This is a genomic window from Nocardioides sp. CF8 (assembly GCF_000389985.1).
GTDB lineage: Bacteria > Actinomycetota > Actinomycetes > Propionibacteriales > Nocardioidaceae > Nocardioides > Nocardioides allogilvus.
The window spans coordinates 1,869,441-1,891,992 of the sequence record NZ_CM001852.1 but is presented as its reverse complement, the minus strand read 5'-3'; the positions used below and the strand labels follow the sequence as shown (position 1 = coordinate 1,891,992).

Sequence of the window (22,552 nt, the reverse complement as noted above, 5' to 3'; positions counted from 1 at the left end):
CTCGCTCGGCCCGCGTGGCTAATCTCGGCGCATGCAGCAGCGCTCACTCGGCTCCACCGGTCTGAAGGTCTCCCGACTCGGCCTCGGCACCATGACCTGGGGTCGTGACACCGACGAGCACGAGGCTCGCGACCAGCTCATCGCCTTCTGCGAGGCGGGCGGCACCCTGCTCGACACGGCCGCCGGCTACGGCGACGGTGCCAGCGAGGAGCTGATCGGCACCCTGCTCGGCGACGTGATCGCCCGCGACGATGTCGTGCTCGCGACGAAGGCGGGGATCTCACGGCGGACCGGCGAGCGCGTCACCAACACCTCACGCGGTCATCTGCTCAACAACCTCGACGCCTCGCTCAAGCGGCTGCGCGTCGACCACGTCGACCTGTGGCAGGTGCACGTCTGGACCGACGACACCCCGCTCGAGGAGACCCTCGCGGCCCTCGACTTCGCGGTGTCCTCCGGTCGCGCTTCCTACGTCGGCGTCTCCAACTACACCGGCTGGCAGACCGCCCAGGCCGCGACCTGGCAGCGCGCCGTCCCGGGGCGGACGCCGCTGGCCTCGACGCAGGTCGAGTACTCCCTGCTCGCCCGTGGGATCGAGCACGAGGTGCTGCCCGCAGCTGCCGCGCTCGGCCTCGGTGTGCTCCCCTGGTCGCCGCTCGGACGCGGGGTGCTGACCGGGAAGTACCGCACCGGCACCCCCTCCGACTCGCGTGCCGCCTCGCCCCACTTCGCCAGCTTCGTCAACCACTACCTCGACGAGCGTGGCCGCGGGATCGTGGAGGCAGTCGCCCGCGCCGGCGAGGGCCTGGGCTGGAGCCCGCTCGAGGTGGCGCTGGTCTGGGTCCGGGACCGACCGGGCGTCACCGCCCCCATCGTCGGTGCCCGCACCGCCGCCCAGCTGCGCGGAGCGCTCGGGGTGGAGGAGCTGGCGCTGCCGCCCGAGATCCTCGACGCACTCGACGACGTGAGCGGAGACTGAACCATGCCCCGCGAGCACCGACGACCACCCCGCCCGGGTGTGGAGTGGGAGTTCGACACGCTGACTCTGCCACGCGACTTCTCGCGCAACGTGGTGACGCGGATGCTCGTCGAGCGTGCGGAGTTCGGCGGCTGGGAGCTCGACCGGTTGCGGATCGGCACCGACGGCGTGCGTCGCGTGGTGCTGCGCCGCAAGATCATCCGCCAGCGGCTGACCCTCTTCGGCTGATCGTCAGATCTGGTCCAGGAACCGGTCGAAGACCCGTGCCCCGAACTCCAGCGCGTCGACCGGCACCCGCTCGTCCACGCCGTGGAACAGCGCGGTGAAGTCGAGCTCGGCCGGCAGCCGCAGCGGAGCGAAGCCGTAGGAGCGCATGCCCAGCTTGTTGAAGTGCTTGGCATCGGTGCCCCCGCTCATGAGGTACGGCGCCACGACGGCGTCCGGGTCCTCGGCCATCAGCGAGCGGGTCATCGCGGCGACCAGGTCGCCGTCGTAGGGCGTCTCCCAGGGCTGCTGGTGGGAGAGGAACTCGATGTCGATGCCGTCGCCGGCCAGCGCGCGCAGGGTGTCGAAGAACTCGTCCTCGTAGCCGGGCAGGAAGCGGCCGTCGATGTGGGCGGTCGCCTCGGTGGGGATGACGTTGACCTTGTAGCCCGCGCCGAGCTGCGTGGGGTTGGCGGTGTTGCGGATGACCGCGCCGAGCATCCGGGCGGCGCTCCCGAACTCGTCGATCAGCGCCTCCGCGTTCTCCGGGGTCGCCTCGGTGCCGGCGATGTCGGCGACCGCCGCGAGCAACACTTCCATCGTGGGCGTGAGCCGGACCGGCCACTGGTGTGCGCCGATGCGCGCGACCGCTCCGGACAGCCGGGTGACGGCGTTGTCGGTGTTGATCATCGAGCCGTGCCCGGCGCGCCCGCGGGCGGTCAGCTTCATCCAGGCCATGCCCTTCTCGGCGGCCTCGATGAGGTAGACCCGGCGACCGCGGACCGTGGCGCTGAAGCCGCCCACCTCGCCGATCGCCTCGGTGCAGTCGGCGAGCTCGTCGCGGTGGTCGTTGACGAGCACCTCGGCGCCCTTGTGACCGCCCGCCTCCTCGTCCGCGGTCAGGCAGATCACGATCTCCCGCTCGGGCGGGCTGCCGGCCGTGGCGCGCGCCCGGACGACGCTGAGCAGCATCGCGTCGAAGTCCTTCATGTCGACCGCCCCGCGGCCCCACACGCACCCGTCCTGGATCTCGCCGGAGAACGGGTCCACCTGCCAGTCCTGCGCGGCGGCGGGGACGACATCGAGGTGGCCGTGGACCAGCAGCGGGGCCCGCCCGTCGCCGCCACCCCAGCGCGCGACCAGCGAGGTCCGCCCCGGCTCGGGCTCGACGAGGCGCGACTCGATGCCGACCTCGTCGAGGAGCCCGGCGGCGTACTCCGCAGCCTTGCGCTCCCCCGGTCCGTCGGCATCGCCGTAGTTGCTCGTGTCGATCCGGATCAGCTCGCGACACAGCTCCACGACCTCCGCTGCGGGGTCGTAGGCCGCTGCGTCGGGCCGTCGTTGCGGGGTCTGCGACATGTCCACATCCTGCCTCGGTTCTGAGCCGTTTCGAAGCGTCACCCCGATGCGGGAGTTTCCCTGCCGTCTTGATACTGTTCTCCAGCACTCGTCCGGGTGGCGGAATTGGCAGACGCGCTAGCTTGAGGTGCTAGTGACCTTTAACGGTTGTGGGGGTTCAAGTCCCCCCTCGGACACTGAAGAGGCTCCGGCTCCACGGGGCCTTTTCTTCATTTCACGGCACCTTGGTGCGGAAGGCTGTCCCCCATGACCCGGGTCTCGCTGTCGCGTCTCCCGGGCGATCGCGTGCTGGTGGTCGACGCCGGTGCGGAGCGCGTGCTGGTCCTGGCGGACCTTGCGGCGTACGTCGAGGAGCGGGAGTCCCAGGCCCCGCGCTGGGTCTGGGACGACACCGCGCGGTGGTATCCCCCGCTCCTGGCCGCTGGTCTGCGCGTCGAGCGCTGCCACGACCTGCGCCTGGTGCGTCACCTCCTGCGACGGGCGCCCGCCGTCGACACCGCCCTGCTCGCGGGCGACGAGTCGGCGGCCTGGGACCGGCTCGGGCCGAGCGTGGCGTCGGACCCTGCGCTGTTCTCCGTCGACGACACGGCCGAGCACCTGCGCGCCGACCGCGAGGATGCCCGGCAGCTCGCAGCGGTCGCGGCGTCACCGGACGCCGCACGGCTCGGCCTGCTGCTCGCGGCGGAGTCCGCGGGCGCTCTCGTCGCCGCCGAGATGACGCATGCGGGGGTGCCGTGGCGCGTCGACGTCCACGAGCGGCTGCTCACCGAGCAGCTCGGCCCACGGCCGTCGCGCGGTGCCCGTCCGTCGCTGCTGGAGGCCCTGGCCGACGAGGTCCGCAGCGCCCTCGGAGCGCCCGGGCTCAATCCCGACTCTCGCCCCGAGCTGCTGTCGGCGCTGCGACGCGCCGGGGTCGAGGTCGCGGACACCCGCGCGTCCTCGCTGCGTGCCATCGAGCACCCGGGTGTCGCCCCGCTGCTGCGCTACAAGCAGCTCGCCCACCTGTTCTCGACGAACGGGTGGGCCTGGGCCGACCAGTGGGTCAGCGGTGGCCGGTTCCGGCCTTCCTACCAACCCGCCGGCTCCGTCACCGGTCGCTGGTCCTCCAACGGCGGCGGCGCGCTGTCGTTCCCGGTGCAGGTCCGGTCCGCGGCGGTCGCCGACGACGGCTGGAGCCTGGTGGTCGCCGACGTCGCCCAGCTCGAGCCGCGCGTGCTGGCCGGGATGAGCCGCGACCGGGCACTCGCCAAGGCGGCCCAGGGCACCGACCTCTACCAGGGCATGGTCGACGACGGGGCGGTCGCGACCCGCAACGACGCCAAGCTCGGCCTGCTGGGAGCGATGTACGGCGCCACCAGCGGTGAGAGCGGCCGGATGGTCGCCGGGCTCACGAAGCGCTACCCCGCCGCCTTCGGGCTGGTCGAGGAGGCAGCCCGCGCCGGCGAGCGCGGACAGGTCGTGCGCACGCTGCTGGGGCGCGGCTGTCCTGCCCTGGCCGAGTCCTGGGCTCTCGACCCGGACGCCGCGCGGGCGGACCCGGAGGGCGAGGCCCGACGTCGCCGTACGTATGGCCGCTTCACCCGCAACTTCGTGGTGCAGGGCACGGGCGCGGAGTGGGCGCTGTGCTGGATCGCCGACCTGCGCAACCGGCTGTGGCGGCTGGGCGAGCCCGGCGCCCGCCCGCACCTCGTGTTCTTCCTGCACGACGAGGTCGTCGTGCACACGCCCACCGACCTCGCCGAGGCGGTCGCGGCGCAGGCCACGGCGGCGGCTGCGACGGCGGCCGGACTGCTCTTCCGCGACCTGGCCATCGACTTCCCGCTCACCACCTCGATCGTCCGGTCCTACGCGGACGCCGGGAAGCCGGGCGTCGCGCTCGAGGCACAGGCGTTGCCGGGCCGTGGAACGATGCGAGCAACGACCGACGAGTGAGGAAGTGCCATGCACCTGGGGATCGACAGCTTCGTCTCGACCGTCACCGACCCGTCCACGGGCGAGGTGATCGGAGCCGCGCAGCGGATGGAACACCTGCTCGAGGAGATCGAGCTCGCCGACCAGGTCGGGCTCTATTCCTTCGGCATCGGTGAGCACCACCGCAGCGAGTACTACGACTCCGCGCCGCCGGTGATCCTCGCGGCCGCGGCCGCCCGCACGCAGCGCATCCGGCTCGGGAGTGCCGTGGCGGTGCTGAGTGCGGCAGACCCGGTGCGCCTGTTCCAGCAGTTCGCGACCCTCGACCTGATCTCCAAGGGCCGGATCGACCTCGTGGTGGGCCGCGGCTCGTTCACCGAGGCCTTCCCGCTCTTCGGCCTCGACCTCGCCGACTACGACTCCCTGTTCTCCGAGAAGCTCGACCTGCTGCTGCAGATCCGCGACTCCACCGAGGTGACCTGGTCCGGGCGGCACCGCCCGCCCCTGGACCACCAGAGCATCTATCCCCGGCCGATGCAGGACCCGCTGCCCATCTGGGTCGGCGTCGGCGGCACCCCGTCGTCGTTCGCGCGCGCCGGCCACCTTGGCTTGCCGCTGATGGTGGCGATCATCGGTGGCGAGCCGCGCCAGTTCGCGCCGCTCGTCGAGCTCTACCGCCGCGCCGGCGCGGAGGCCGGGCACTCCCCCGACAGGCTGCAGGTCGGCCTGCACGTCTTCGGCTTCGTCGCCGACAGCACGCAGGCAGCAGCGGACACCATCTATCCCGGCTGGGAGGAGATGTTCACCAAGGTCTCCCGCGAGCGCGGGTTCCCGCCGCCCACCCGGCAGCAGTTCGACGCCACGTCCGGCCCCAACGGCGCCTTCTTCATGGGCGACCCGCAGACGGTGGCCGACAAGATCCGCCGGGTCTCACAACAGCTCGGCGGCGTCGACCGCCTGTCACTGCAGATGACCAACCCGCGGCTGGCGCACAGCGACCTGCTCCGCGGCATCGAGCTCCTCGGCACCGAGGTCGTCCCCCTCGTGGAGGCCGGAAATAGTTAGAACCACCCACGGTCTCGGGTCCGTGGGTGGTTCTGATGAGAAACCTACGGCCCGGACATCCTCACGAGTTGCACAGGAAATCCACATTCGTGCAACAAATGGGCACCGCTCGGCATCAGGGCCCGGCCCCATCGGTCGGTACGGCACCGAGCTGCCGCGCGAGGTCGCGCGTGATCTCGACATGGCGGACCAGGAAGGCGCGCTCGTCCAGCCGCTTGCGCCGCAGCCAGCTGGTGACCTCGTCGTTGCACTTGCTCGCGTTGCACGAACCGCACGCCGGCGCGATGTTGTCGAGCGTGTAGCGCCCGCCGCGCGACAGCGCCAGCACGCAGTCGCGCTGGAGCACCCGGTCGCTCGCGCCGCAGTAGGCGCACCCGCCCCAGGCGGCCTTGAGGGCTGACCACTGGGCGTCGCTGAGGTCGTGCTCGACGCTGTCCATCCGGCGCTTGCGCTTGCGCACCGCCCTGGATCGACGACTTCGGTTGACCACCACCCGCGCAGGATACGGCCAGCGTGAACCTGATCACGCCCGGCCCGCCGTACACGCGTGGAAACGTCGAAATCCACGACCGCGCGATTCGACTGGACCCGGAAGTCGTGTTCTGGTGGTGGAGCCGCTGGCTGTGCCCCTCCACCGTGAGGCACCTCCCCATCGTGAGGTGTTGTACGCCGCGGCCTCGACGCCCGGAAGACGGCGTCGCGTCCGAGCGCCCCCTGCGGCGCATGAGACTCCGTGAGGTCTTGCACGTGCGAGATGCAACCAACACCCCCGTCCCCCACCGCCTGCGCGGGATCGCCGCCGGCACCGTCGCGGCCGCCCTGGCGATCTCCCTGGCGCCCGCCGCCGTGGCCGCACCCGAGCAGGCCGACACCGCCCGTACCGCCGAGGCCGGTCGCCAGGTGTCCGTCCGCCTGAAGGTGGCCACCCAGCCTGCCGTCGAGGTGGCCGTCGCCCCCCGCGCCTGGCCCATCGCTGTGGTGGAGGCCCAGGGCGTCGCTGTCGACGACAACGACCTGGTCGAGGTCGTCCGCGAGGGCCGCGAGGTCTCCGGCACCCGCAAGCGCGTCCGCAACGGCGACACCGTGCGCCTGGTGACCGTCGAGAAGCAGCGCAAGACCAAGAGCGCCCGGGTCCGTCCCGGCGTCGTCGAGGTCCCCACCACGAAGCTCGCCCCCGGCCGTCGCAAGGTGGTCCGCGAAGGCAAGCCGGGCGTGCGCGAGATCGTCGCCCTGCGCACCTTCCACAACGGCGAGCCGGTGCGCTACCGCGTCGTCGACCGCACCCTGGTCGTCGAGCCGCAGTCCCGCCGTGTGCTCGTGGGCCGCGAGCCCTGGTCGGTGCCGGGCACGGACGGCCTCAACTGGGGCGCCCTCGCGAACTGCGAGTCCGGTGGCAACCCCCGCGCGGTGAACCCCGCGGGCTACTACGGCCTCTACCAGTTCGACGTCGGGACGTGGGGCAGCGTCGGCGGCTCCGGCATGCCGCACCACGCCTCGGCCGAGGAGCAGACCTACCGCGCCAAGCTGCTCTACAAGTCGCGCGGACGCTCCCCGTGGCCGAACTGCGGTCGCCTGCTCTGAGCCCGGCGACGGCCGGTCCGGGGTGGCGCGACACGCACCTCTTCGCGCCGAAACCCCGTTCTTGGGACCTATGCCGTATCGTTGCTCTTGTTGAAGGGACGGCATCACTTGTCGTCCTGGCCGCGCACGATGTTGCGGCTTGTATCTCGTACTCCTGGTTTTCGGTTCGCTGGACATCAGCACAGGTGTCTTCAGCAGCTCGGGGCACAGTGCCCCCGGCACGAAACAAAGGACAAAGATCATGGCTCAGGGAACTGTCAAGTGGTTCAACGCTGAAAAGGGCTTCGGCTTCATCGCTCAGGATGGTGGCGGCGAGGACGTGTTCGTCCACTTCTCCGCGATCCAGACCGACGGCTACAAGTCGCTCGACGAGAACCAGAAGGTCGAGTTCGACCTCGCCGCTGGCCCCAAGGGTCCGCAGGCTGAGAACGTTCGCGTCTCCTGACGTAACCACGACGAGCCCCGACCGCATCTGCGGTCGGGGCTCGTTGCCATTTCGGGGGTCTGACACGCTGTGGTGCGTGACCGAGGCGCCGACCTTCCCGCCCCACTCCCTCGGCCAGCGCATCGACCGCGCGTTCGCCCGCGCCGTACGCGCCGTCTGGCTGCTGCTGCCGCGGCCCGTCCGCCGACGGGTGCCCGTGAGCCTGGTCGGCTTCGCTCTGATCAACGGCTTCACGTTCGCAGTCGACCTCGGCCTGCTCGCGCTGCTCTACAGGGGCGCCGGTCTCCCCCACCCGGTCGCCATCACGATCGGCTACGCCGCCGCCTTCGGGCTGGCCTTCTTCCTCAACCGGCGGTTCAACTTCCACGCCCACGGACCGGTCACCGGGCAGGTGGCGCGCTGGGTGCTGGTGGTGGCGGTCAACTACGTCGCCCTCGTCCTCGGCCTGGGCAGCGGCCTGCATGCGGCCGGGGTGCCCTTCCTGCTCGCCCGGCTCGTGGCCGCGGGCGCCGAGGCCGCCTGGATGTACTCCACGATGCGCTGGTGGGTCTTCGCGGACCGCGCGGCGCCGATAGTGTCTGCGCAGCAGCCCCTCGTCCGAGGGGCTGACGAGCGCTGACGAGGGGCTGGACGCACATGAGCAGGCCATCGCCGTTCCGCGTCGGTTTCGTCACCGGCGCGACCCCCGACAAATGGGCCCGCGCGTGGCGCGAGCGTCGTCGTGAACCGCTCGACCTCGTGCCGCTCCTCGAGTCCGAGCAGGAGCACGGCGTCCGCGACGGCGACCTCGACATGGCGCTCGTCCGCCTCCCGGTCGACCGCGACAACCTCCACTGCATCGGCCTGTACGCCGAGGTGCCGGTCGTCATCGCCGGCGCCGAGCACTTCGTGGCCGTCGCCGACACGGTGGCCCTCGCAGACCTCGCCGACGAGCAGCTCGTGCGCCCCCACGCCAGCGGCTGGCGACCTGACGCCGAGCAGCTCGACTGGCCGCCGATGTCGGAGAAGGACGCCATCGAGACGGTCGCCGCCGGCACCGGCATCGTCATCGTGCCGATGTCGATCGCGCGTCTGCACCAGCGCAAGGACATCGTGCAGCGCCCAGTCACCGATCTCGACCCGACGCAGATCGCGTTGATCTGGCTCCTCGACCGCGACGCCGAGGACACCCAGGCGTTCGTGGGCGTGGTGCGCGGTCGCTCGGCCAACAGCTCGCGCTAGCAGTTCTCCCGCAGCCACTCCCCGAGCACGACGGCGCTGGCCTCGACCATGGCCGGCCAGTCCATCGAGGACTCGTCGGCGGAGTCGGAGACGTGCTTGACCAGCCGGACGGGCACGGCGAACTCGTGCGCGGCCCACGCGACGGCGTAGCCCTCCATGTCGACGAGGTGGGCCTGGGCGGCCAGTCGCGTCCGAACGACCGGATCGGTGACGAAGACGTCCCCGGTGGCCAGGACGATCTCCGAGGTGCCCACGGTGAGGCGCTCGCGGGGGTCGTAGCCCAGCGACCTGACCACCTCGGCGTTGATGTCGTGGTTGAGCACGACACCCGGCTCGTGCAGCCCGACGACGTCGTCGCGCAATGCCCCTGCGGTGCCGATGTTGACCACCGTCAGCCCCTCGAGCGACGGCAGCGCCGCCAGCGCACGGGCGGTCGCGACGGCCGCCGCGGTCTTGCCGAGGCCGGTGACGACGAGCGGGAGCGAGGCAGGGACATGAGCGGCTTCGGCGGCCGTGGCGGCCACGACGAGAGTGTGCACCGGGTCACGCTAGCGGGTCGGGGGTTGACGAAAGGCGGTCCAGACCACCTACAGTCGAACGGTTGTCCAACCTGTCCGCACTCACCCCATCGGGAGGTGTCACGAACTCGTGACCCAGGCTCCGCCGCACGATCACAAGCCACACGACCACACGATCAAGGGCTCCATCAAGTCCCCCACCGACTCCGTCATCCCGCACCCCGCGCTCGACGTCGAGCCCGAGGCCGAGGGCGCTCGCCCCCAGACCGTCGACAAGGTGGTCTTCGGTGTGACCGCCGCGATCGCCGTCGCCTTCCTGGCGTGGGGCTTCCTCGACACGGCCTCCCTGTCGAGCGCTTCGGGCAGCGCACTGACCAGCACGATGAAGTACCTCGGCTGGCTGTTCGTGCTCACCGCCTCCGGCTTCGTGGTCTTCGCGCTCTGGCTGGCCCTGGGCAAGTACGGCAACATCCCGCTCGGTCGCGACGACGACGAGCCCGAGTTCTCCACGATCTCGTGGGTGGCGATGATGTTCTCCGCCGGCATGGGCATCGGACTGATGTTCTACGGCGTCAACGAGCCGCTCACGTTCTTCGCCGACAAGGAGGGCTTCGCCCCGCCCGGCACCGAGGGTCTCGCCGACCCGCAGCGTGCCGAGGCCGCCATGGCGCACACGCTCTTCCACTGGACGCTGCACCCGTGGGCGATCTATGCCGTCGTCGGTCTCGCGATCGCCTACGGCGTCTACCGCAAGGGTCGCCTGCAGCTGATCAGCGCGGCGTTCGAGCCGTTGCTGGGCAAGCACGCGCACGGTCCGGCCGGCAAGGTCATCGACATCCTCGCGATCTTCGCAACCCTGTTCGGGTCGGCTGCGTCGCTCGGTCTCGGCGCCATCCAGATCGGGTCGGGCCTGGAGATCGTGAGTGGCATCGGGCAGGTCGGAAACGGCGTCCTGGTCGCCATCATCGCGGTCCTCACCGTCTGCTTCGTGCTGTCCGCCGTGTCCGGCGTCGCCAAGGGCATCCAGTGGCTCTCCAACATCAACATGGTGCTGGCGCTGTCGCTCGCGGCCTTCGTGTTCGTCGTGGGTCCGACGATGTTCATCCTCAACATGGTGCCGAGCTCGATCGCGGCCTACGCCCGTGAGCTGCCCACCATGGCGGGTCGCACCAACGTCGAGGGCGAGGAAGCCGCCGCGTGGCTCAGCAGCTACACCGTCTTCTACTGGGCCTGGTGGATCAGCTGGACCCCGTTCGTCGGCATGTTCATCGCGCGCATCTCGCGCGGACGCACCATCCGCCAGTTCGTGACCGGCGTCCTGCTGGTGCCGAGCCTGGTCAGCCTCGTGTGGTTCGCCATCTTCGGCGGGTCCGCGATCAAGCTGCAGATGGACGGCGTCGACATCTACGGCGCCGGCGGCGTGGAGGGGCAGCTCTTCTCGATGCTCGACCAGTTCCCGCTCGCCACGGCCGCCAGCATCCTGGTGATGGCACTGGTCGCGATCTTCTTCGTGTCCGGCGCCGACGCTGCATCCATCGTCATGGGCTCGCTGTCGTCCAACGGCGCGATCGAGCCGAAGCGGCTCCCGGTCATCTTCTGGGGCTGCGCCACCGGTGGCGTGGCCGCGGTCATGCTGCTCGTCGGCGGCGACACCGCGCTCGATGGCCTGAAGACGATCACGATCGTCGCGGCCGTGCCGTTCGTTCTCGTGATGATCGGGCTGTGCGTCGCGCTGGTGAAGGATCTCAGCACCGACTCGATGATCGTGCGCACCCGCGTCGCGCGTGAGGCCGTCCACGACGCCGTGATCGCCGGTGTCACCGAGCACGGTGACGACTTCCGGTTCACGGTCGAGCAGGAGCCCGAGAGCTCCGCGGACTCCGAGGAGTCAGCGGTCTCGGAGGACTCGAAGTCCTGAGTGCCCGCTGGGCACGTCCTCACCAGGACGTGCTCAGCGGCCTTCCCTCGTGGAACCCGGCGGCGGACTGCACGCCGACGACGGCCCGCTGGTGCAGCTCACCCAGCGTCGCGGCCCCGGCATAGGTGCACGAGGACCGCAGGCCCGAGCAGATCTGGTCGATGAGGTCCTCCACCCCCGGCCGCGTGGGGTCGAGATACATCCGCGAGGACGAGATGCCCTCCTCGTACAGGCCCTTGCGCGCCCGGTCGAACGCCGACTCGGCCGACGTGCGGTTGGCGACGGCACGCGCCGACGCCATCCCGAAGCTCACCTTGAACGCACGGCCGTCGGCGTCGTGCATCAGGTCGCCCGGCGACTCATGTGTCCCGGCGAACCACGACCCGATCATCACCGCGCTGGCCCCCGCCGCGAGCGCGAGCGCCACGTCGCGCGGGTGCCGCACTCCCCCGTCGGCCCAGACGTGCTTGCCCCGCGCCCGGGCAGCGGTCGCACACTCCAGCACCGCTGAGAACTGCGGGCGCCCGACTCCGGTCATCATCCGCGTCGTGCACATGGCGCCCGGTCCCACGCCGACCTTGACGATGTCGGCCCCGGCGTCGATCAGGGCGTCGGTGCCGGCGGCGTCCACGACGTTGCCGGCGGCGATCGGGACTGCCGGGTCGAGCGCCCGGATCACCCTGAGCGCCTCGATCATCCGGTCCTGGTGGCCGTGGGCGGTGTCGACCACCAGCGTGTCCACGCCGGCCGCGAGCAGGCGTGCTGCCTTGTCCGCGACGTCGCCGTTGACGCCCACCGCTGCGGCGATCCGCAGCCCACCCGTCGCGTCGACAGCCGGGGTGTAGAGCGTCGCGCGCAGCGCACCGAGCCGGGTGAGCACGCCGATGAGCTCCCCGGAAGGCGTGACGGCCACCGCCAGCTCGGCCTTGACGGACTCGAGCTCGTCGAAGACCGCCCGCGGGTCGGCGTCGTGGGCGACCAGCACGAGGTGCCGGTTCATCACCTGCCCGACCTGCGCGAACCGGTCGACCTCGACGCAGTCGCGCTCGGTGACGACCCCGACGGGTTGCCCCTCGTCGACGACCACTGCCGCGCGGTGGGCGCGTTTGGGCATCAGGGACAGGGCCTCGGCCACCGTCTGGGTCGGGTGCAGCTCGATCGCGGTGTCGAAGACGTGGTGGCGGCCCTTGACCCAGCTCACCACGTCGGCGACCACGGGGATCGGGATGTCCTGCGGGATCACCGTGAGGGCGCCACGACGGGCGGTCGTCTCGGCCATCCGCTTGCCGGCGATGGCCGTCATGTTGGCCACCACCAGCGGCAGCGTGGCACCGGTGCCGTCCTCGGTGGCGAGGTCGACGTCGTGGCGACTGGCGACCTGCGAGTGCCGCGGCACCATGAAGACGTCGTCGTAGGTCAGGTCGTGCGGCGGGGCCGCGTCGTGGAGGAAGCGCACCCGACGGAATCTACGCCGCGGGCAAGCGGCGCGGGCGCAGGCCCACGTCCGCGAGCTCGACCTCGGCCAGCCTGCGCACGACGTCCGGGTCGCGCCGGCGCCAGTCGCCGGCGGGGTCGTCGCTCACCTTCGCCAGCACGCGCATCGGCTGGTTGCTCAGGGCACGCAGCGCGAAGAGGTCGAGGTCGTCGACGGAGTCGATGAAGCGCGCTCCCGCCGTCGCCTCCCGGACGAAGCGCAGCCGCCCCGGCACGTAGAACGCCAGCACCACCAGCATCGGGATCAACGCGATCGCGAAGCCGAGCACGAGCGCCAGCTTCTCCACGGCCGCCACCGACGACCTGCCGGCCGCGGCAAGCCCGTCGGAGGCATCCGCGGCCCGGTCGAACGGTGTCGCGACCTCCTCGCCGACGAGCGGCACGTCGTCAAGCCGGCCACCGGCGTCGCGCAGCTGCCCCGCCATGGCCGACGCCGACGCGTCGGTCTGCCGGCCGGGTGCCGCGAGCGCCATCGTCCCGTCGTGGACCACCAGCCCGATCCAGGCCCACATCACCAGCCAGGCGATGAGGAGCAGGTCGACCAGGAGCTGTCGGGTGCGTCGGCCGGGTGCGTCGGCATAGACCTTCATGCCCTCATAGTGCCCGCTGGAGCTCCGCCCAGGTCGTGTCGATGTCCGCGCGCGTCGTGCGCCAGCTGCCGACCGCGAGGCGCATCGCGGCGCGGCCCTCGACCACGGTGTGGCTCAGGTAGGCGACGCCGCTGGCGTTGAGCCGGTGCATGGCCGACAGCGTCGGCTCGTCACCGCCGACATGGCGGAAGACGACCAGGCTCAGTGACCGCGCCGTCACGAGCTCGAGCCGTTCGTCGTCGGCGACCAGCTCCTCGACGTACGCCGCCAGGTCGACGCCGTCACGGATGTGCGCGCGCAGCCCCTCGAGCCCGTAGGTGCGCAGGACCGCCCACAGCTTCATCGCGCGGAAGCGGCGGCCCAGCTGCGGGTGCCAGTCGCGGTAGTCGACGACGGCTCCCGACTCGGAGGCCGGGTTGCGGAGGTACTCGGGCGTGATCGTCAGCGCGTCGATCAGCGTCGAGCGGTCGCGGACCCACAGCACGCTGCAGTCGAAGGTGGTGAGCAGCCACTTGTGGGGGTTGGTGACGATCGAGTCGGCGAGGTGGACGCCGCTCAGCAGCCGGTCGCGGTGCTCGGGGCACACGGCAGCCACCCCGGCCCAGGCGGCGTCGACGTGCAGCCACGCCCCGACACCGTCGATGGCCTCCGCGATGGCCTGGACGTCGTCGATCGCGCCGGTGGAGGTCGTCCCGACAGCCGCCTGCACGAAGAGCGGGGTCCACCCGTCGTCGATGTCGTCGGCGAGCAGTCGCTCGAAGCTGGTCACGTCCATCGACTGCGTGACCGGGTCGACCTCGACGGAGCGAACCGACTCTGCTCCCAGACCGGCCATCATGGCGGCCTTCACCAGCGACGAGTGGGCCTGCGAGGAGCCGTAGACGGCCCACTTCCGGGCGCCCACGCCGCTCTCGCGGGCCGTCCCGTCACTGGCGGCGTGCAGCGCGGCCAGCAGGGCCGTGAAGGTCGCGGTCGAGGCGGTGTCCTGGATGACTCCCCCGCCGCGCCCGTAGTCGGTCAGGCGGAACTGCTCGGGCAGCCCGAGAGCCTGGGCCAGCCAGTCGACGACGACCTGCTCGATCTCGGTGACGGCGGGGCTGGTCGCCCAGATCATCCCCTGCGCGCCGATGCCGCTGGAGACGAGGTCGCCGAGGATCGCCGCCGGCGAGGAGTTCGCCGGGAAGTAGGCGAAGAACCGCGGGTGCTGCCAGTGCGTGAGCCCCGGGACGACGAGCTCGTCGAGGTCGGCCAGCAGCGCGTCGAAGGGCTCCGCGGTCTCCGGGGGCGAGGCCGGCAGGGATCGGCGTACGGCGCCGGGCGCGACCTGCGAGAGCACCGGCAGCTCGTCGAGGCCGGTCCAGTAGTCGGCGATCCAGTCGATCGCTGCGTGACCCTGCTTGCGGAACTCCTCGGGACTCATGTGCGCCATGGCCCGAACGTACTGGTGCCGGTTGAGCGGGCGTACTCAGGGAAGGTCGGGTAGCACGACAGGTCCGCCGCGAGCCGGCAGCCGCGAGGCTTCTGCCATGCCTACTCCGAGCACCGCCGCCAAGAACACCACCGCCTTCGCCGCCCAGGCCGCCATCTCCTTCGGAGCCTCGCTCTTCGCGATGCTCGTCGGCATCTACTTCATGGAGGCCGACCCGTGGATCAAGGGCTTCATGGCCCTCGGCACCCTCTACCTGACCACCTCGTCGTTCACCCTCGCCAAGGTCGTGCGGGACATGCAGGAGGACAGCACCGTCGTCCACCGCCTCGACGCCGCCCGTCTGGACAAGGTCCTCGCCCAGCACGACCCCTTCAAGTCCGCCTGACGCCGTACGAAATGCGTTCAGTTCCCCCGCATATGCGGGGGAACTGAACGTTCTCGAGTGTTGCAACACTCAGGAAGGTGATGATCCCCCGCATATGCGGGGGATCATGTGGTGGATCAGCGCAGCTCGGCGCTGGTCAGCCCGAGCAGACGACGGGCGATGATCAGCAGCTGGATCTGCTGGGTGCCCTCGAAGATGTCGAGGATCTTGGAGTCGCGCGACCACTTCTCGAGCAGCTCGGCCTCGCTGTAGCCAACCGAGCCGGCGAGCTCGACGCAGCTGAGCGTGATGTCGGAACCGACGCGGCCCGCCTTCGCCTTGGCCATCGAGGCCTCGAGCGAGTTGGGCTTGCGGTTGTCGGCCATCCACGCGGCCTGCATGGTGAGCAGGTGCGCTGCCTCCCAGTCGGCCTCCATCTGGAGGAACTTCGCGGCGGCAGCGGACTGCACCTGGGCGGGGCGGTCGTAGTCGACGACGATGCCGGCCTGCGCGAGCAGGTCACGCGTCAGGTCGAGCGAGGCGCGGGCACAGCCGACAGCCATCGCCGCGACCAGCGGGCGGGTGTTGTCGAAGGTCGCCATGGCACCGGCGAAGCCCTGCTTGACGTCCACCTCGGGCGAACCCAGCAGGTCGGACGCGGGCACGCGGCAGTCGGTGAAGGTGATCACCGCGGTGTCGGAGGCGCGGATGCCGAGCTTGTGCTCGAGCCGCTCCACCTTCATGCCCGGGTTGCCCTTCTTGACCACGAACGACTTGATCGCCGCGCGACCCAGAGCCTTGTCGAGGGTCGCCCACACGACGACGGAGTCGGCCCGGTCACCCGAGGTGACGAAGATCTTCTCGCCGTTGAGGACGTACTCGTCGCCGTCGAGGCGAGCGGTCGTGGTGATCGAGGCCGAGTCGGAGCCGGTGCTCGGCTCGGTGATCGCCATCGCGGCCCACGTGCCCTCGAAGCGCTTGAGCTGCTCGTCGTTGGCGACCGAGGCGATGGCGGAGTTGCCCAGGCCCTGACGGGGCATGGACAGCAGCAGGCCGGTGTCGCCCCAGCACATCTCGGCGATCGAGAGGACGGAGGCGAGGTTGGCGCCGTTCTTCACGGAGCCGTCGTCGGCGCTCTCGTCGCGACGGACGCCGGTCGCACCGGCGCCCTCGTTGGAGCCCGAGTCGGACAGCCCGTCGATCATGGCCGCGAGCATGTCGAGTTCCTTGGGGTACTCGTGCTCTGCCTGGTCGTACTTGCGCGAGATCGGGCGCAGCATGTTCATCGCGACCTGGTGGGCCTGGTCGACGAGCACGCGGTGCTTCTTGGGGGTCTCGAGATTGATCATCAGACGAGCACCGAACCTTCCAGGATTCCGACGGCACGCAGGTCGCGATACCACCGCTCAACGGGGTGTTCCTTGACGAAGCCGTGCCCACCGAGGAGCTGGACGCCGTCGAGGCCGATCTGCATGCCCTTGCTGCCGCACAGCTGGCGAGCCAGCGCGACCTCGCGCGAGAAGTCCTTGCCGGCAGCGGCGCGGGAGGCGGCCTTGTAGGTCACCAGGCGCATCGACTGCAGCTCGATCGCGATGTTGGAGACCATGAACGCGACGGCCTGGCGGTGGCTGATCGGCTCGCCGAAGGCCTCCCGCTCGTTGACGTACTTCGTGACGTAGTCGAGCACGGCCTGGCCGGTGCCGACGGCGAGCGCACACCACGCGAGTCGCGAGAGGCGCACGCACTCGGTGTACGTCGACCCGTCGGTCTCGCCCAGCACGGCCTCGGCCGGCACCTGGACGCCCGAGAGGACGAGCTTGGCGAGCGAGGCGGCCCGGACGCCCATCGAGGGGTCGGCCTCCACGCTCAGGCCCTCCGCGCCGGACTCGACGAGGAACAGCGTCGGGGAGCCGTCGAGCATCGCGCCGATGATGAACAGCTCGGAGTCAGCTCCGCGCACGACGCTCGACTTCACTCCGTCCAGGACGTAGCCGTCGCCGGAGCGCGTGGCGGTCGTGGTCGGGTTGAGCACGTCGAACAGGACGGTGGGCTCGGTGAGCGCCAGCGCGGCGACCGGGACGTCGTCGCCGGTGAAGGCGGGGAGGTAGGTCTCCTGCTGCGAGGCGGTGCCCCACAGGCCGAGCGCGGTGGCGACCGTGCCGGGGCTGAGCGCGGCGAGGGCCAGGCCCATGTCGCCCTGGCCGAGCGCCTCGGCGACGAGGGTGCCGGCCATGGCCGAGCGCTCCTCGGTGATGCCGCCGAGCTCCTCGGGGACGCCGAGGATCGGCAGCCCGATCTCGAGGCTCGCGGCCAGCACCTCGGCCGGCGCGACGCACGTCTCGTTGGCCTCGGCGGCAGCGGGGCGCAGCACCTCGGTGGCGTAGTCGGTGACGACGTCCACGAGCATCTGCTCGTCCTCGGTCGGCGTCAGGTCGAAGAGGCCGGAGCGGTTGGCCGTGGCGGGGCGCTTGCCCGGACCCGACTTCCGCTGGACCTTGCCGAACTGACGACCGGCCACGGTCGCGGTCTTGAAGCCGTTGCGGGTGGCGGTGAAGACCAGCTGCTCGGTCTGCTTGCGCAGCCCGAGCCGGTCGATGAGCTCGTTCTGGGCGAGCTTCTGGAGGCCGGCGATCGCATAGCCGATCGCGTCGCGGCTCTCACCGGAGGCAAGGCCGTGGCGACTGCTCGACGCGCCGGCGCTTCCTCGCTTGAAGGTGTCGTTGATGAGGGACATGAATCAAATGTAACTCTGAGTTACACATAGCGCCACAACTTGTGCCGTGTCGCCTGTCACTAGGATCCGCCCCATGCCTGACAGCTCCCCCGACGACGCCCCCCTCGCCCCCCACGCCCCCCTTCCCGAGGGCGGGACCGTCCGCCCGATGACCCGCTGGGGCACCGAGGTCATGCACCGCCCGCAGCAGCTCGTGACGGCCTTCGACGGCGCGCTGACCGCGCTCGCGGCCGACATGGTCGCCACGATGCGCGCTGCCCAGGGCGTCGGCCTCGCGGCCTGCCAGATCGGTGAGGACGTCGCGATGTTCGTCTTCGACTGCCCCGACGAGTCGGGCCGGTACACGGTGGGGGTGGTCTGCAACCCGACGCTGACCCTGCCCGAGGGACGCGACCGGCGCCTCGATGCCGACGACGAGGGTTGCCTGTCCTTCCCCGGCGCCTTCGTCGAGTGCGCTCGCCCCGACTGGGCCGCGGTCGACGGGTTCGGGCTCGACGGCGAGCCGGTGCACTTCGAGGGCGACGGCCTGCTGGCCCGCTGCCTCCAGCACGAGACCGACCACACGTTCGGCACCGTGTTCGGCGACCGGCTCGCGACGAAGGCGCTCAAGAAGCTGACGAAGGCCCACGACAAGGTCGCCGCCGACTACCCGCCCGAGTGGCCGGTCGGCGCGGAGAGCGACGCGTGAGCATCCGCATCACCACCCGCAACGCACGTTTCCAGCAGTGGGAGGCGCTGCTCCACAACCGCACGAAGCGACACCGCCAGGGCGAGCTCCTCGTGCAGGGCGTCCGCCCGATCACGCTGGCGATCGAGCACGGGTGGACGGTCCGCGCCCTGATCAGTGACGGCCGGCCGCGGATGTCGACCTGGGCCACTGACGTGTGGGAGGCCACCACGGCCGAGCAGGTCGTGATGGCCCCCGACCTCGTCGCCGAGCTGGGCGAGAAGGACGAGCCCAGCGAGCTGCTCGCTGTGGTGGAGATGCCGTCGGACGATCTCGGTCGACTCGACCCGACCGGGTTGACGGTGGTCTTCGACCGACCCACCCAGCCCGGCAACCTCGGCACCCTCGCCCGCTCCGCCGACGCCTTCGGCGCGTCCGGGCTGGTCGTCACCGGCCATGCCGCCGACCCCTACGACCCGCGCGCCGTGCGGTCCAGCACCGGCTCGCTGTTCGCGCTCACCGTCGTGCGCGCACCCTCGCACCGCGAGGTGCTCGACTGGGCTCGGCCACACGGGATCAGGGTCGTCGGCACGGACGAGACCGGCGCGATCGACGTACGCGCCGCGGACCTGACGGGACCGCTCGTGGTCGTCGTCGGCAACGAGACCAGCGGCATGACCGCCGCGTGGCGCGAGGCCTGCGACCCGCTCGTGTCGATCCCGATGGCAGGCTCGGCGAGCTCGCTCAACGCCGCGACCGCGGGCTCGATCGTGCTCGAGGAGGCCTTCCGTCAGCGACGGACGGCGATGTAGCAGGCCACCGCGCTCGCGGCGGCGACGTTGAGGGAGTCGATGCCCTCGCGCATGGGGATGATCGCGCGCCGGTCGGCCGACTCCTCCCAGCGCGGCGAGAGGCCGGGTCCCTCCGAGCCGAGGACCAGCGCGAGCCGCTCGACACCGGCGACGGCGGACTCGATCGGCCTCGCGTCCTCGGCGAGGGTGAGCGCGACAGTGGTGAAGCCGGCCGCCGACAGCGACGGCAGCGCGGCATGCCAGTCGGGCAGGCGCGTCCACGGCATCGTGAAGACGGCGCCCATGCCGACCTTGATGGCGCGGCGGTAGAGCGGGTCGGCGCAGCGCGGCGAGAGCAGCACGGCGTCGAAGCCGAGAGCGGCGCCCGAGCGGAAGATCGCGCCGACGTTGGTGTGGTCGACGATGTCCTCGAGCACCAGCACCGAGCGGGCGTCCGCGAGCACGGACTCGACGCTGGGCAGCGGCTTGCGCTCCAGGGAGGCCAGGGCGCCACGGTGCACGTGGAAGCCGGTCACCTGCTCGGCCAGCGCCTCGTCGAGCACGAAGCAGGGCGCGTCGGTCAGGTCCAGCACGTCCTGCAGTCCCTCGACCCACCTCGGCGCCATCAGCAGCGAGCGCGGTCGGAAGCCGGCCTCGACCGCGCGGCGTACGACCTTCTCCCCCTCGGCGAGGAAGAGCCCGTGCTCGGTCTCCAGGTGCTTGCGCAGCTCGACGTCGCGCAGGTCGCGGTAGTCGGCCAGGCGCGGATCGGCCGGATCCTCGATGTGGAGGACCTCAGCCACGCGAGAAGTGCTCCGGGTGGGCGACCGCGACCACGTCGCCGATCACGATGATCGCCGGCGGCCGCACCTGCTGGGCTGCGATCTCGGCGGCGAGGGTGCCGAGCGTGGCCAGCACGGTGCGTTCCTCGGGCATCGTCCCCTCCACGACCACAGCGACCGGGGTGTCGGCGTCACGACCCTCGGCGACCAGGGTCGCGGCGATGGCGGCGGCGTTCTCCACGGCCATCAACATCACCAGTGTGCCGCGCAGCCTGGCCAGCGCTCCCCACTCGACGAGCGAGTCGGGGTGGCCGGGCGGCAGGTGACCGGAGATGACGGTGAACTCGTGCGCCACGCCGCGGTGCGTCACCGGGATCCCAGCGCGGGCGGGTACGGCGATCGCGGACGACAGCCCCGGGATGACGGTCACTGGAACGCCGGCGGCGTTGCACGCGATGACCTCTTCGTAGCCGCGACCGAAGACGAAGTTGTCGCCGCCCTTGAACCGCACCACCCGCTTGCCCTCGAGGGCGCGGGCCACGATCACCTCGTTGATGAAGTCCTGCGACGCGTAGCGACCGCGCGGCAGCTTGGCGACGTCGATGAGCTCCACGCCGGGCGGCAGCACGTCGAGCAGCTCGCGCGGCGCCAGCCGGTCGGCGACCACGACGTCCGCGGAGGCGAGGGCGTTGCGGGCGGCGATCGTGACCAGGTCGGGATCACCCGGGCCACCGCCGACCAGCACCACGCCCGGAGAGCGGTCGTGGGCGTCGACGGAGGAGAGCTGGCCCTCGCGCAGTGCCGTCACGATGTCGTCGCGCAGCGCGGCCGACTTCTTCGGCTCCCGGTTGCCCACGACGCCGATGGTCACCGACCCGTGCTTGCCGGTGGCCGGCGTCCAGGCCGAGCCGCGGGTCCCGTCGTCGCTGCGGACGCAGAAGATCCGGCGCGCCTCTGCGGCCACGCTGATGCGCTCGTTGGCCTCCGGGTCGTCGGTGGCCGCGACGACGTACCACGCACCGTCGAGGTCGGACTCGACGAACTCACGCAGCACGAGGGTCACCTCGGCCGCCATGCCCTCGAGCGCCGGCGTCACCTCGGGGCTGACGACGTGGACCCGTGCGCCGGCAGCGATCAGCGCCGGCACCCGCCGTTGCGCGACGTGTCCACCGCCCACGACGACGACGAGACGGTCGGTGAGTATGAGGCCCGAGAGATAAGGGCTGGCCTGCTCCATGCAGGACATTGTTGCGTCGTCGAGCACCCGCCGCGCACGCGCGTCCACCACTTGCCCTGTGCGGACCGCTGCTCCTAGGTTCGCTGGTATGAGCATCGAGCGCCCGATCGTGCCCAATCCCTACGACTACCTGCCGAGCGTCGCGTCGTTCACGGTGACCAGCGCCGACGTGACCGACGGCCAGCCACTGAAGCAGGACCAGGTGGCGGCCGCCGGCAACACCTCACCCGAGCTGACCTGGACCGGCGCCCCGGAGGGCACGAGGTCGTTCGTGGTCACCTGCTTCGACCCCGACGCACCGACGCCGTCCGGCTTCTGGCACTGGAACCTCGTGGACATCCCCGCGGACGTCACCTCGCTGCCGACCGGTGCGGCCGGCGGCGAGCTCCCCGCCGGCGCGTTCCACGTGCGCAACGACGGCGGCGAGGCCGGATTCATGGGCGCCGCTCCCCCGCAGGGTGACCACCCCCACCGCTACTTCTTCGTCGTGCACGCCGTCAAGGAGGAGACGCTCGGGGTCGACGCCGACGCGTCCAACGCGGTCGTGTCCTTCAACCTCGCCTTCAAGACGCTGGGCCGCGCGATCATCCACGGCACCTACCAGCACTGAGCCCTCCCGACCGGGCGATGGCAGCCGTGTCAGAACGGCCAAAATGATCTGCCTGTGGCGACCAGGACGGCGACCGGCGCAGAGACTAGCCACAAATGACCAGTGCTGGTGACCCGGATGGGCGCCCTGTGGACGGGGCACCTGGCCCAGCTGTGTCACGCGCCGCGGGATTCGCCCCGCCGCGACCTTTTCTGGGCATGATGAGCGTCACGTTCCCGCCGCCCTTGTACACGGGTGGTGTCGGACTTGTCGGCGTGCCGATTAGGATCTACCCATTTTTCATGATTACCGTCAGGTATCCGTTGAAAAGTTCGTGGCCGCAATCGCGTCACGTGACGGCGACCAGGACGTCTCATCGGAGACCTCAGCCCGGCCGGGCCATCTTCGCGGTGGCCCTCGGGACCCCCCACTGAGGTTCCCCCACCCCTCTGGAGTTCTCGTGAAGCTCGTCCGCGCTCTGCTGCTGCCTGTCGTCACCACGTTCGCGATCTTGTCCGGCCTCGTCGGCGCCCCCGCGCACGCCGGTCTGTCGCGCGTGCCGACCGCTGCCCCCACCTCGACGGCGAGCACGGGCGCGGCGTTCGAGGACGAGGTGATGGTCGAGATCAACGCGGCGCGCGCCCGGGCCGGCTTCAAGCCGGTGCGATTCTTCG

Annotated in this window: 24 protein-coding genes and 1 tRNA gene; 15 read left to right on the top strand and 10 right to left on the bottom strand. The window is 71.0% G+C overall.

What is annotated here, in order from left to right:
* Positions 1-31: 31 nt before the first annotated feature.
* Both CF8_RS09245 and CF8_RS09240 read left to right on the top strand, forming a co-directional pair.
* On the top strand, positions 32-979 hold the full coding sequence (locus CF8_RS09245) for an aldo/keto reductase (protein ID WP_010832853.1): 948 nt from the start codon (positions 32-34) through the stop codon (positions 977-979).
* Between the two features lie 3 nt (positions 980-982).
* Entirely contained in the window at positions 983-1,207 is a 225-nt protein-coding gene (locus CF8_RS09240; protein ID WP_051204179.1) for a DUF5703 family protein, read from the top strand.
* 3 nt (positions 1,208-1,210) lie between these two features.
* On the opposite strand, the gene CF8_RS09235 is transcribed toward CF8_RS09240, so the two are convergent.
* Positions 1,211-2,542, bottom strand: a complete 1,332-nt coding sequence (locus tag CF8_RS09235) for a M20/M25/M40 family metallo-hydrolase (protein WP_036490643.1) — start codon at positions 2,540-2,542, stop codon at positions 1,211-1,213.
* A gap of 90 nt (positions 2,543-2,632) precedes the next feature.
* Here CF8_RS09235 and CF8_RS09230 point away from each other — a divergent pair.
* From CF8_RS09230 to CF8_RS09220, 3 genes are all read left to right on the top strand, one after another.
* Positions 2,633-2,718, top strand: a tRNA-Leu gene (locus CF8_RS09230).
* A 70-nt stretch (positions 2,719-2,788) separates the two neighbouring features.
* Complete coding sequence (locus tag CF8_RS09225; RefSeq protein WP_010832851.1) at positions 2,789-4,474, top strand: bifunctional 3'-5' exonuclease/DNA polymerase; 1,686 nt, start codon at positions 2,789-2,791, stop codon at positions 4,472-4,474.
* Positions 4,475-4,483: 9 nt separating this feature from the next.
* Positions 4,484-5,518 carry an LLM class flavin-dependent oxidoreductase gene (locus tag CF8_RS09220; RefSeq protein ID WP_010832850.1) on the top strand — a complete coding sequence of 345 codons (1,035 nt, stop codon included), beginning with the start codon at positions 4,484-4,486 and terminating at the stop codon, positions 5,516-5,518.
* Positions 5,519-5,633: 115 nt separating this feature from the next.
* Here the strand turns inward: CF8_RS09220 and CF8_RS09215 are convergent, their stop codons facing one another.
* Positions 5,634-5,978: an HNH endonuclease gene (locus CF8_RS09215; protein WP_232211604.1), complete on the bottom strand. Its 345-nt coding sequence runs from the start codon at positions 5,976-5,978 to the stop codon at positions 5,634-5,636.
* Between the two features lie 287 nt (positions 5,979-6,265).
* On the opposite strand from CF8_RS09215, the gene CF8_RS23080 reads away from it, so the two are divergent.
* The 4 genes from CF8_RS23080 (at position 6,266) to CF8_RS09195 (ending at position 8,765) form a co-directional block, all read left to right on the top strand.
* Positions 6,266-7,099: a resuscitation-promoting factor gene (locus CF8_RS23080; RefSeq protein ID WP_010832848.1), complete on the top strand. Its 834-nt coding sequence runs from the start codon at positions 6,266-6,268 to the stop codon at positions 7,097-7,099.
* A 241-nt stretch (positions 7,100-7,340) separates the two neighbouring features.
* Positions 7,341-7,544: a cold-shock protein gene (locus tag CF8_RS09205; protein WP_036490641.1), complete on the top strand. Its 204-nt coding sequence runs from the start codon at positions 7,341-7,343 to the stop codon at positions 7,542-7,544.
* A 76-nt stretch (positions 7,545-7,620) separates the two neighbouring features.
* Complete coding sequence (locus tag CF8_RS09200) at positions 7,621-8,163, top strand: GtrA family protein (protein WP_010832847.1); 543 nt, start codon at positions 7,621-7,623, stop codon at positions 8,161-8,163.
* Between the two features lie 17 nt (positions 8,164-8,180).
* Positions 8,181-8,765: a LysR family transcriptional regulator substrate-binding protein gene (locus CF8_RS09195; protein WP_010832846.1), complete on the top strand. Its 585-nt coding sequence runs from the start codon at positions 8,181-8,183 to the stop codon at positions 8,763-8,765.
* Here the strand turns inward: CF8_RS09195 and CF8_RS09190 are convergent.
* Entirely contained in the window at positions 8,762-9,304 is a 543-nt protein-coding gene (locus tag CF8_RS09190) for a nucleosidase (RefSeq protein WP_010832845.1), read from the bottom strand. The two genes, CF8_RS09195 and CF8_RS09190, sit on opposite strands and share 4 nt — an antisense overlap.
* Before the next feature lie 109 nt (positions 9,305-9,413).
* Here CF8_RS09190 and CF8_RS09185 point away from each other — a divergent pair, with 109 nt between their 5' ends.
* Positions 9,414-11,201 carry a BCCT family transporter gene (locus CF8_RS09185; protein ID WP_010832844.1) on the top strand — a complete coding sequence of 596 codons (1,788 nt, stop codon included), beginning with the start codon at positions 9,414-9,416 and terminating at the stop codon, positions 11,199-11,201.
* Between the two features lie 19 nt (positions 11,202-11,220).
* On the opposite strand, the gene CF8_RS09180 is transcribed toward CF8_RS09185, so the two are convergent.
* The 3 genes from CF8_RS09180 to CF8_RS09170 form a co-directional block, all read right to left on the bottom strand.
* The gene (locus tag CF8_RS09180) at positions 11,221-12,600 is read right to left on the bottom strand and encodes a GuaB1 family IMP dehydrogenase-related protein (protein ID WP_442937101.1); all 1,380 of its coding nucleotides are present in this window, start codon (positions 12,598-12,600) and stop codon (positions 11,221-11,223) included.
* A gap of 67 nt (positions 12,601-12,667) precedes the next feature.
* Positions 12,668-13,285 carry a hypothetical protein gene (locus tag CF8_RS09175; RefSeq protein WP_010832842.1) on the bottom strand — a complete coding sequence of 206 codons (618 nt, stop codon included), beginning with the start codon at positions 13,283-13,285 and terminating at the stop codon, positions 12,668-12,670.
* Positions 13,286-13,289: 4 nt separating this feature from the next.
* Positions 13,290-14,714, bottom strand: coding sequence for a pyridoxal phosphate-dependent decarboxylase family protein (locus tag CF8_RS09170; RefSeq protein WP_010832841.1), 1,425 nt, complete (start codon positions 14,712-14,714; stop codon positions 13,290-13,292).
* 97 nt (positions 14,715-14,811) lie between these two features.
* Here CF8_RS09170 and CF8_RS09165 point away from each other — a divergent pair, with 97 nt between their 5' ends.
* Positions 14,812-15,099: a YiaA/YiaB family inner membrane protein gene (locus CF8_RS09165; protein WP_010832840.1), complete on the top strand. Its 288-nt coding sequence runs from the start codon at positions 14,812-14,814 to the stop codon at positions 15,097-15,099.
* A 116-nt stretch (positions 15,100-15,215) separates the two neighbouring features.
* On the opposite strand, the gene CF8_RS09160 is transcribed toward CF8_RS09165, so the two are convergent.
* On the bottom strand, positions 15,216-16,427 hold the full coding sequence (locus tag CF8_RS09160) for an acyl-CoA dehydrogenase family protein (RefSeq protein ID WP_010832839.1): 1,212 nt from the start codon (positions 16,425-16,427) through the stop codon (positions 15,216-15,218).
* Positions 16,427-17,812, bottom strand: a complete 1,386-nt coding sequence (locus CF8_RS09155) for an acyl-CoA dehydrogenase family protein (protein ID WP_010832838.1) — start codon at positions 17,810-17,812, stop codon at positions 16,427-16,429. The genes CF8_RS09160 and CF8_RS09155 overlap by 1 nt, the downstream gene beginning before the upstream one ends.
* Before the next feature lie 73 nt (positions 17,813-17,885).
* Between CF8_RS09155 and def the strand changes: the two genes are divergently transcribed.
* Together def and CF8_RS09145 are read left to right on the top strand one after the other, a co-directional pair.
* Entirely contained in the window at positions 17,886-18,500 is a 615-nt protein-coding gene (gene def / locus CF8_RS09150; protein WP_036490638.1) for a peptide deformylase, read from the top strand.
* Positions 18,497-19,291 (top strand): TrmH family RNA methyltransferase, encoded by a 795-nt coding sequence (locus CF8_RS09145; protein ID WP_010832836.1) that lies wholly within the window; start codon positions 18,497-18,499, stop codon positions 19,289-19,291. The genes def and CF8_RS09145 overlap by 4 nt, the downstream gene beginning before the upstream one ends.
* On the opposite strand, the gene CF8_RS09140 is transcribed toward CF8_RS09145, so the two are convergent.
* Both CF8_RS09140 and cobA read right to left on the bottom strand, forming a co-directional pair.
* Complete coding sequence (locus CF8_RS09140; RefSeq protein WP_010832835.1) at positions 19,270-20,073, bottom strand: TrmH family RNA methyltransferase; 804 nt, start codon at positions 20,071-20,073, stop codon at positions 19,270-19,272. The genes CF8_RS09145 and CF8_RS09140 overlap by 22 nt on opposite strands.
* Complete coding sequence (gene cobA, locus CF8_RS09135) at positions 20,066-21,289, bottom strand: uroporphyrinogen-III C-methyltransferase (protein ID WP_036490636.1); 1,224 nt, start codon at positions 21,287-21,289, stop codon at positions 20,066-20,068. The genes CF8_RS09140 and cobA overlap by 8 nt, the downstream gene beginning before the upstream one ends.
* A gap of 88 nt (positions 21,290-21,377) precedes the next feature.
* Here cobA and CF8_RS09130 point away from each other — a divergent pair, with 88 nt between their 5' ends.
* On the top strand, positions 21,378-21,899 hold the full coding sequence (locus CF8_RS09130) for a YbhB/YbcL family Raf kinase inhibitor-like protein (protein WP_010832833.1): 522 nt from the start codon (positions 21,378-21,380) through the stop codon (positions 21,897-21,899).
* A gap of 439 nt (positions 21,900-22,338) precedes the next feature.
* A partial coding sequence (locus tag CF8_RS22510) for a hypothetical protein (protein WP_036490634.1) occupies positions 22,339-22,552 on the top strand: 214 nt, incomplete at its 3' end.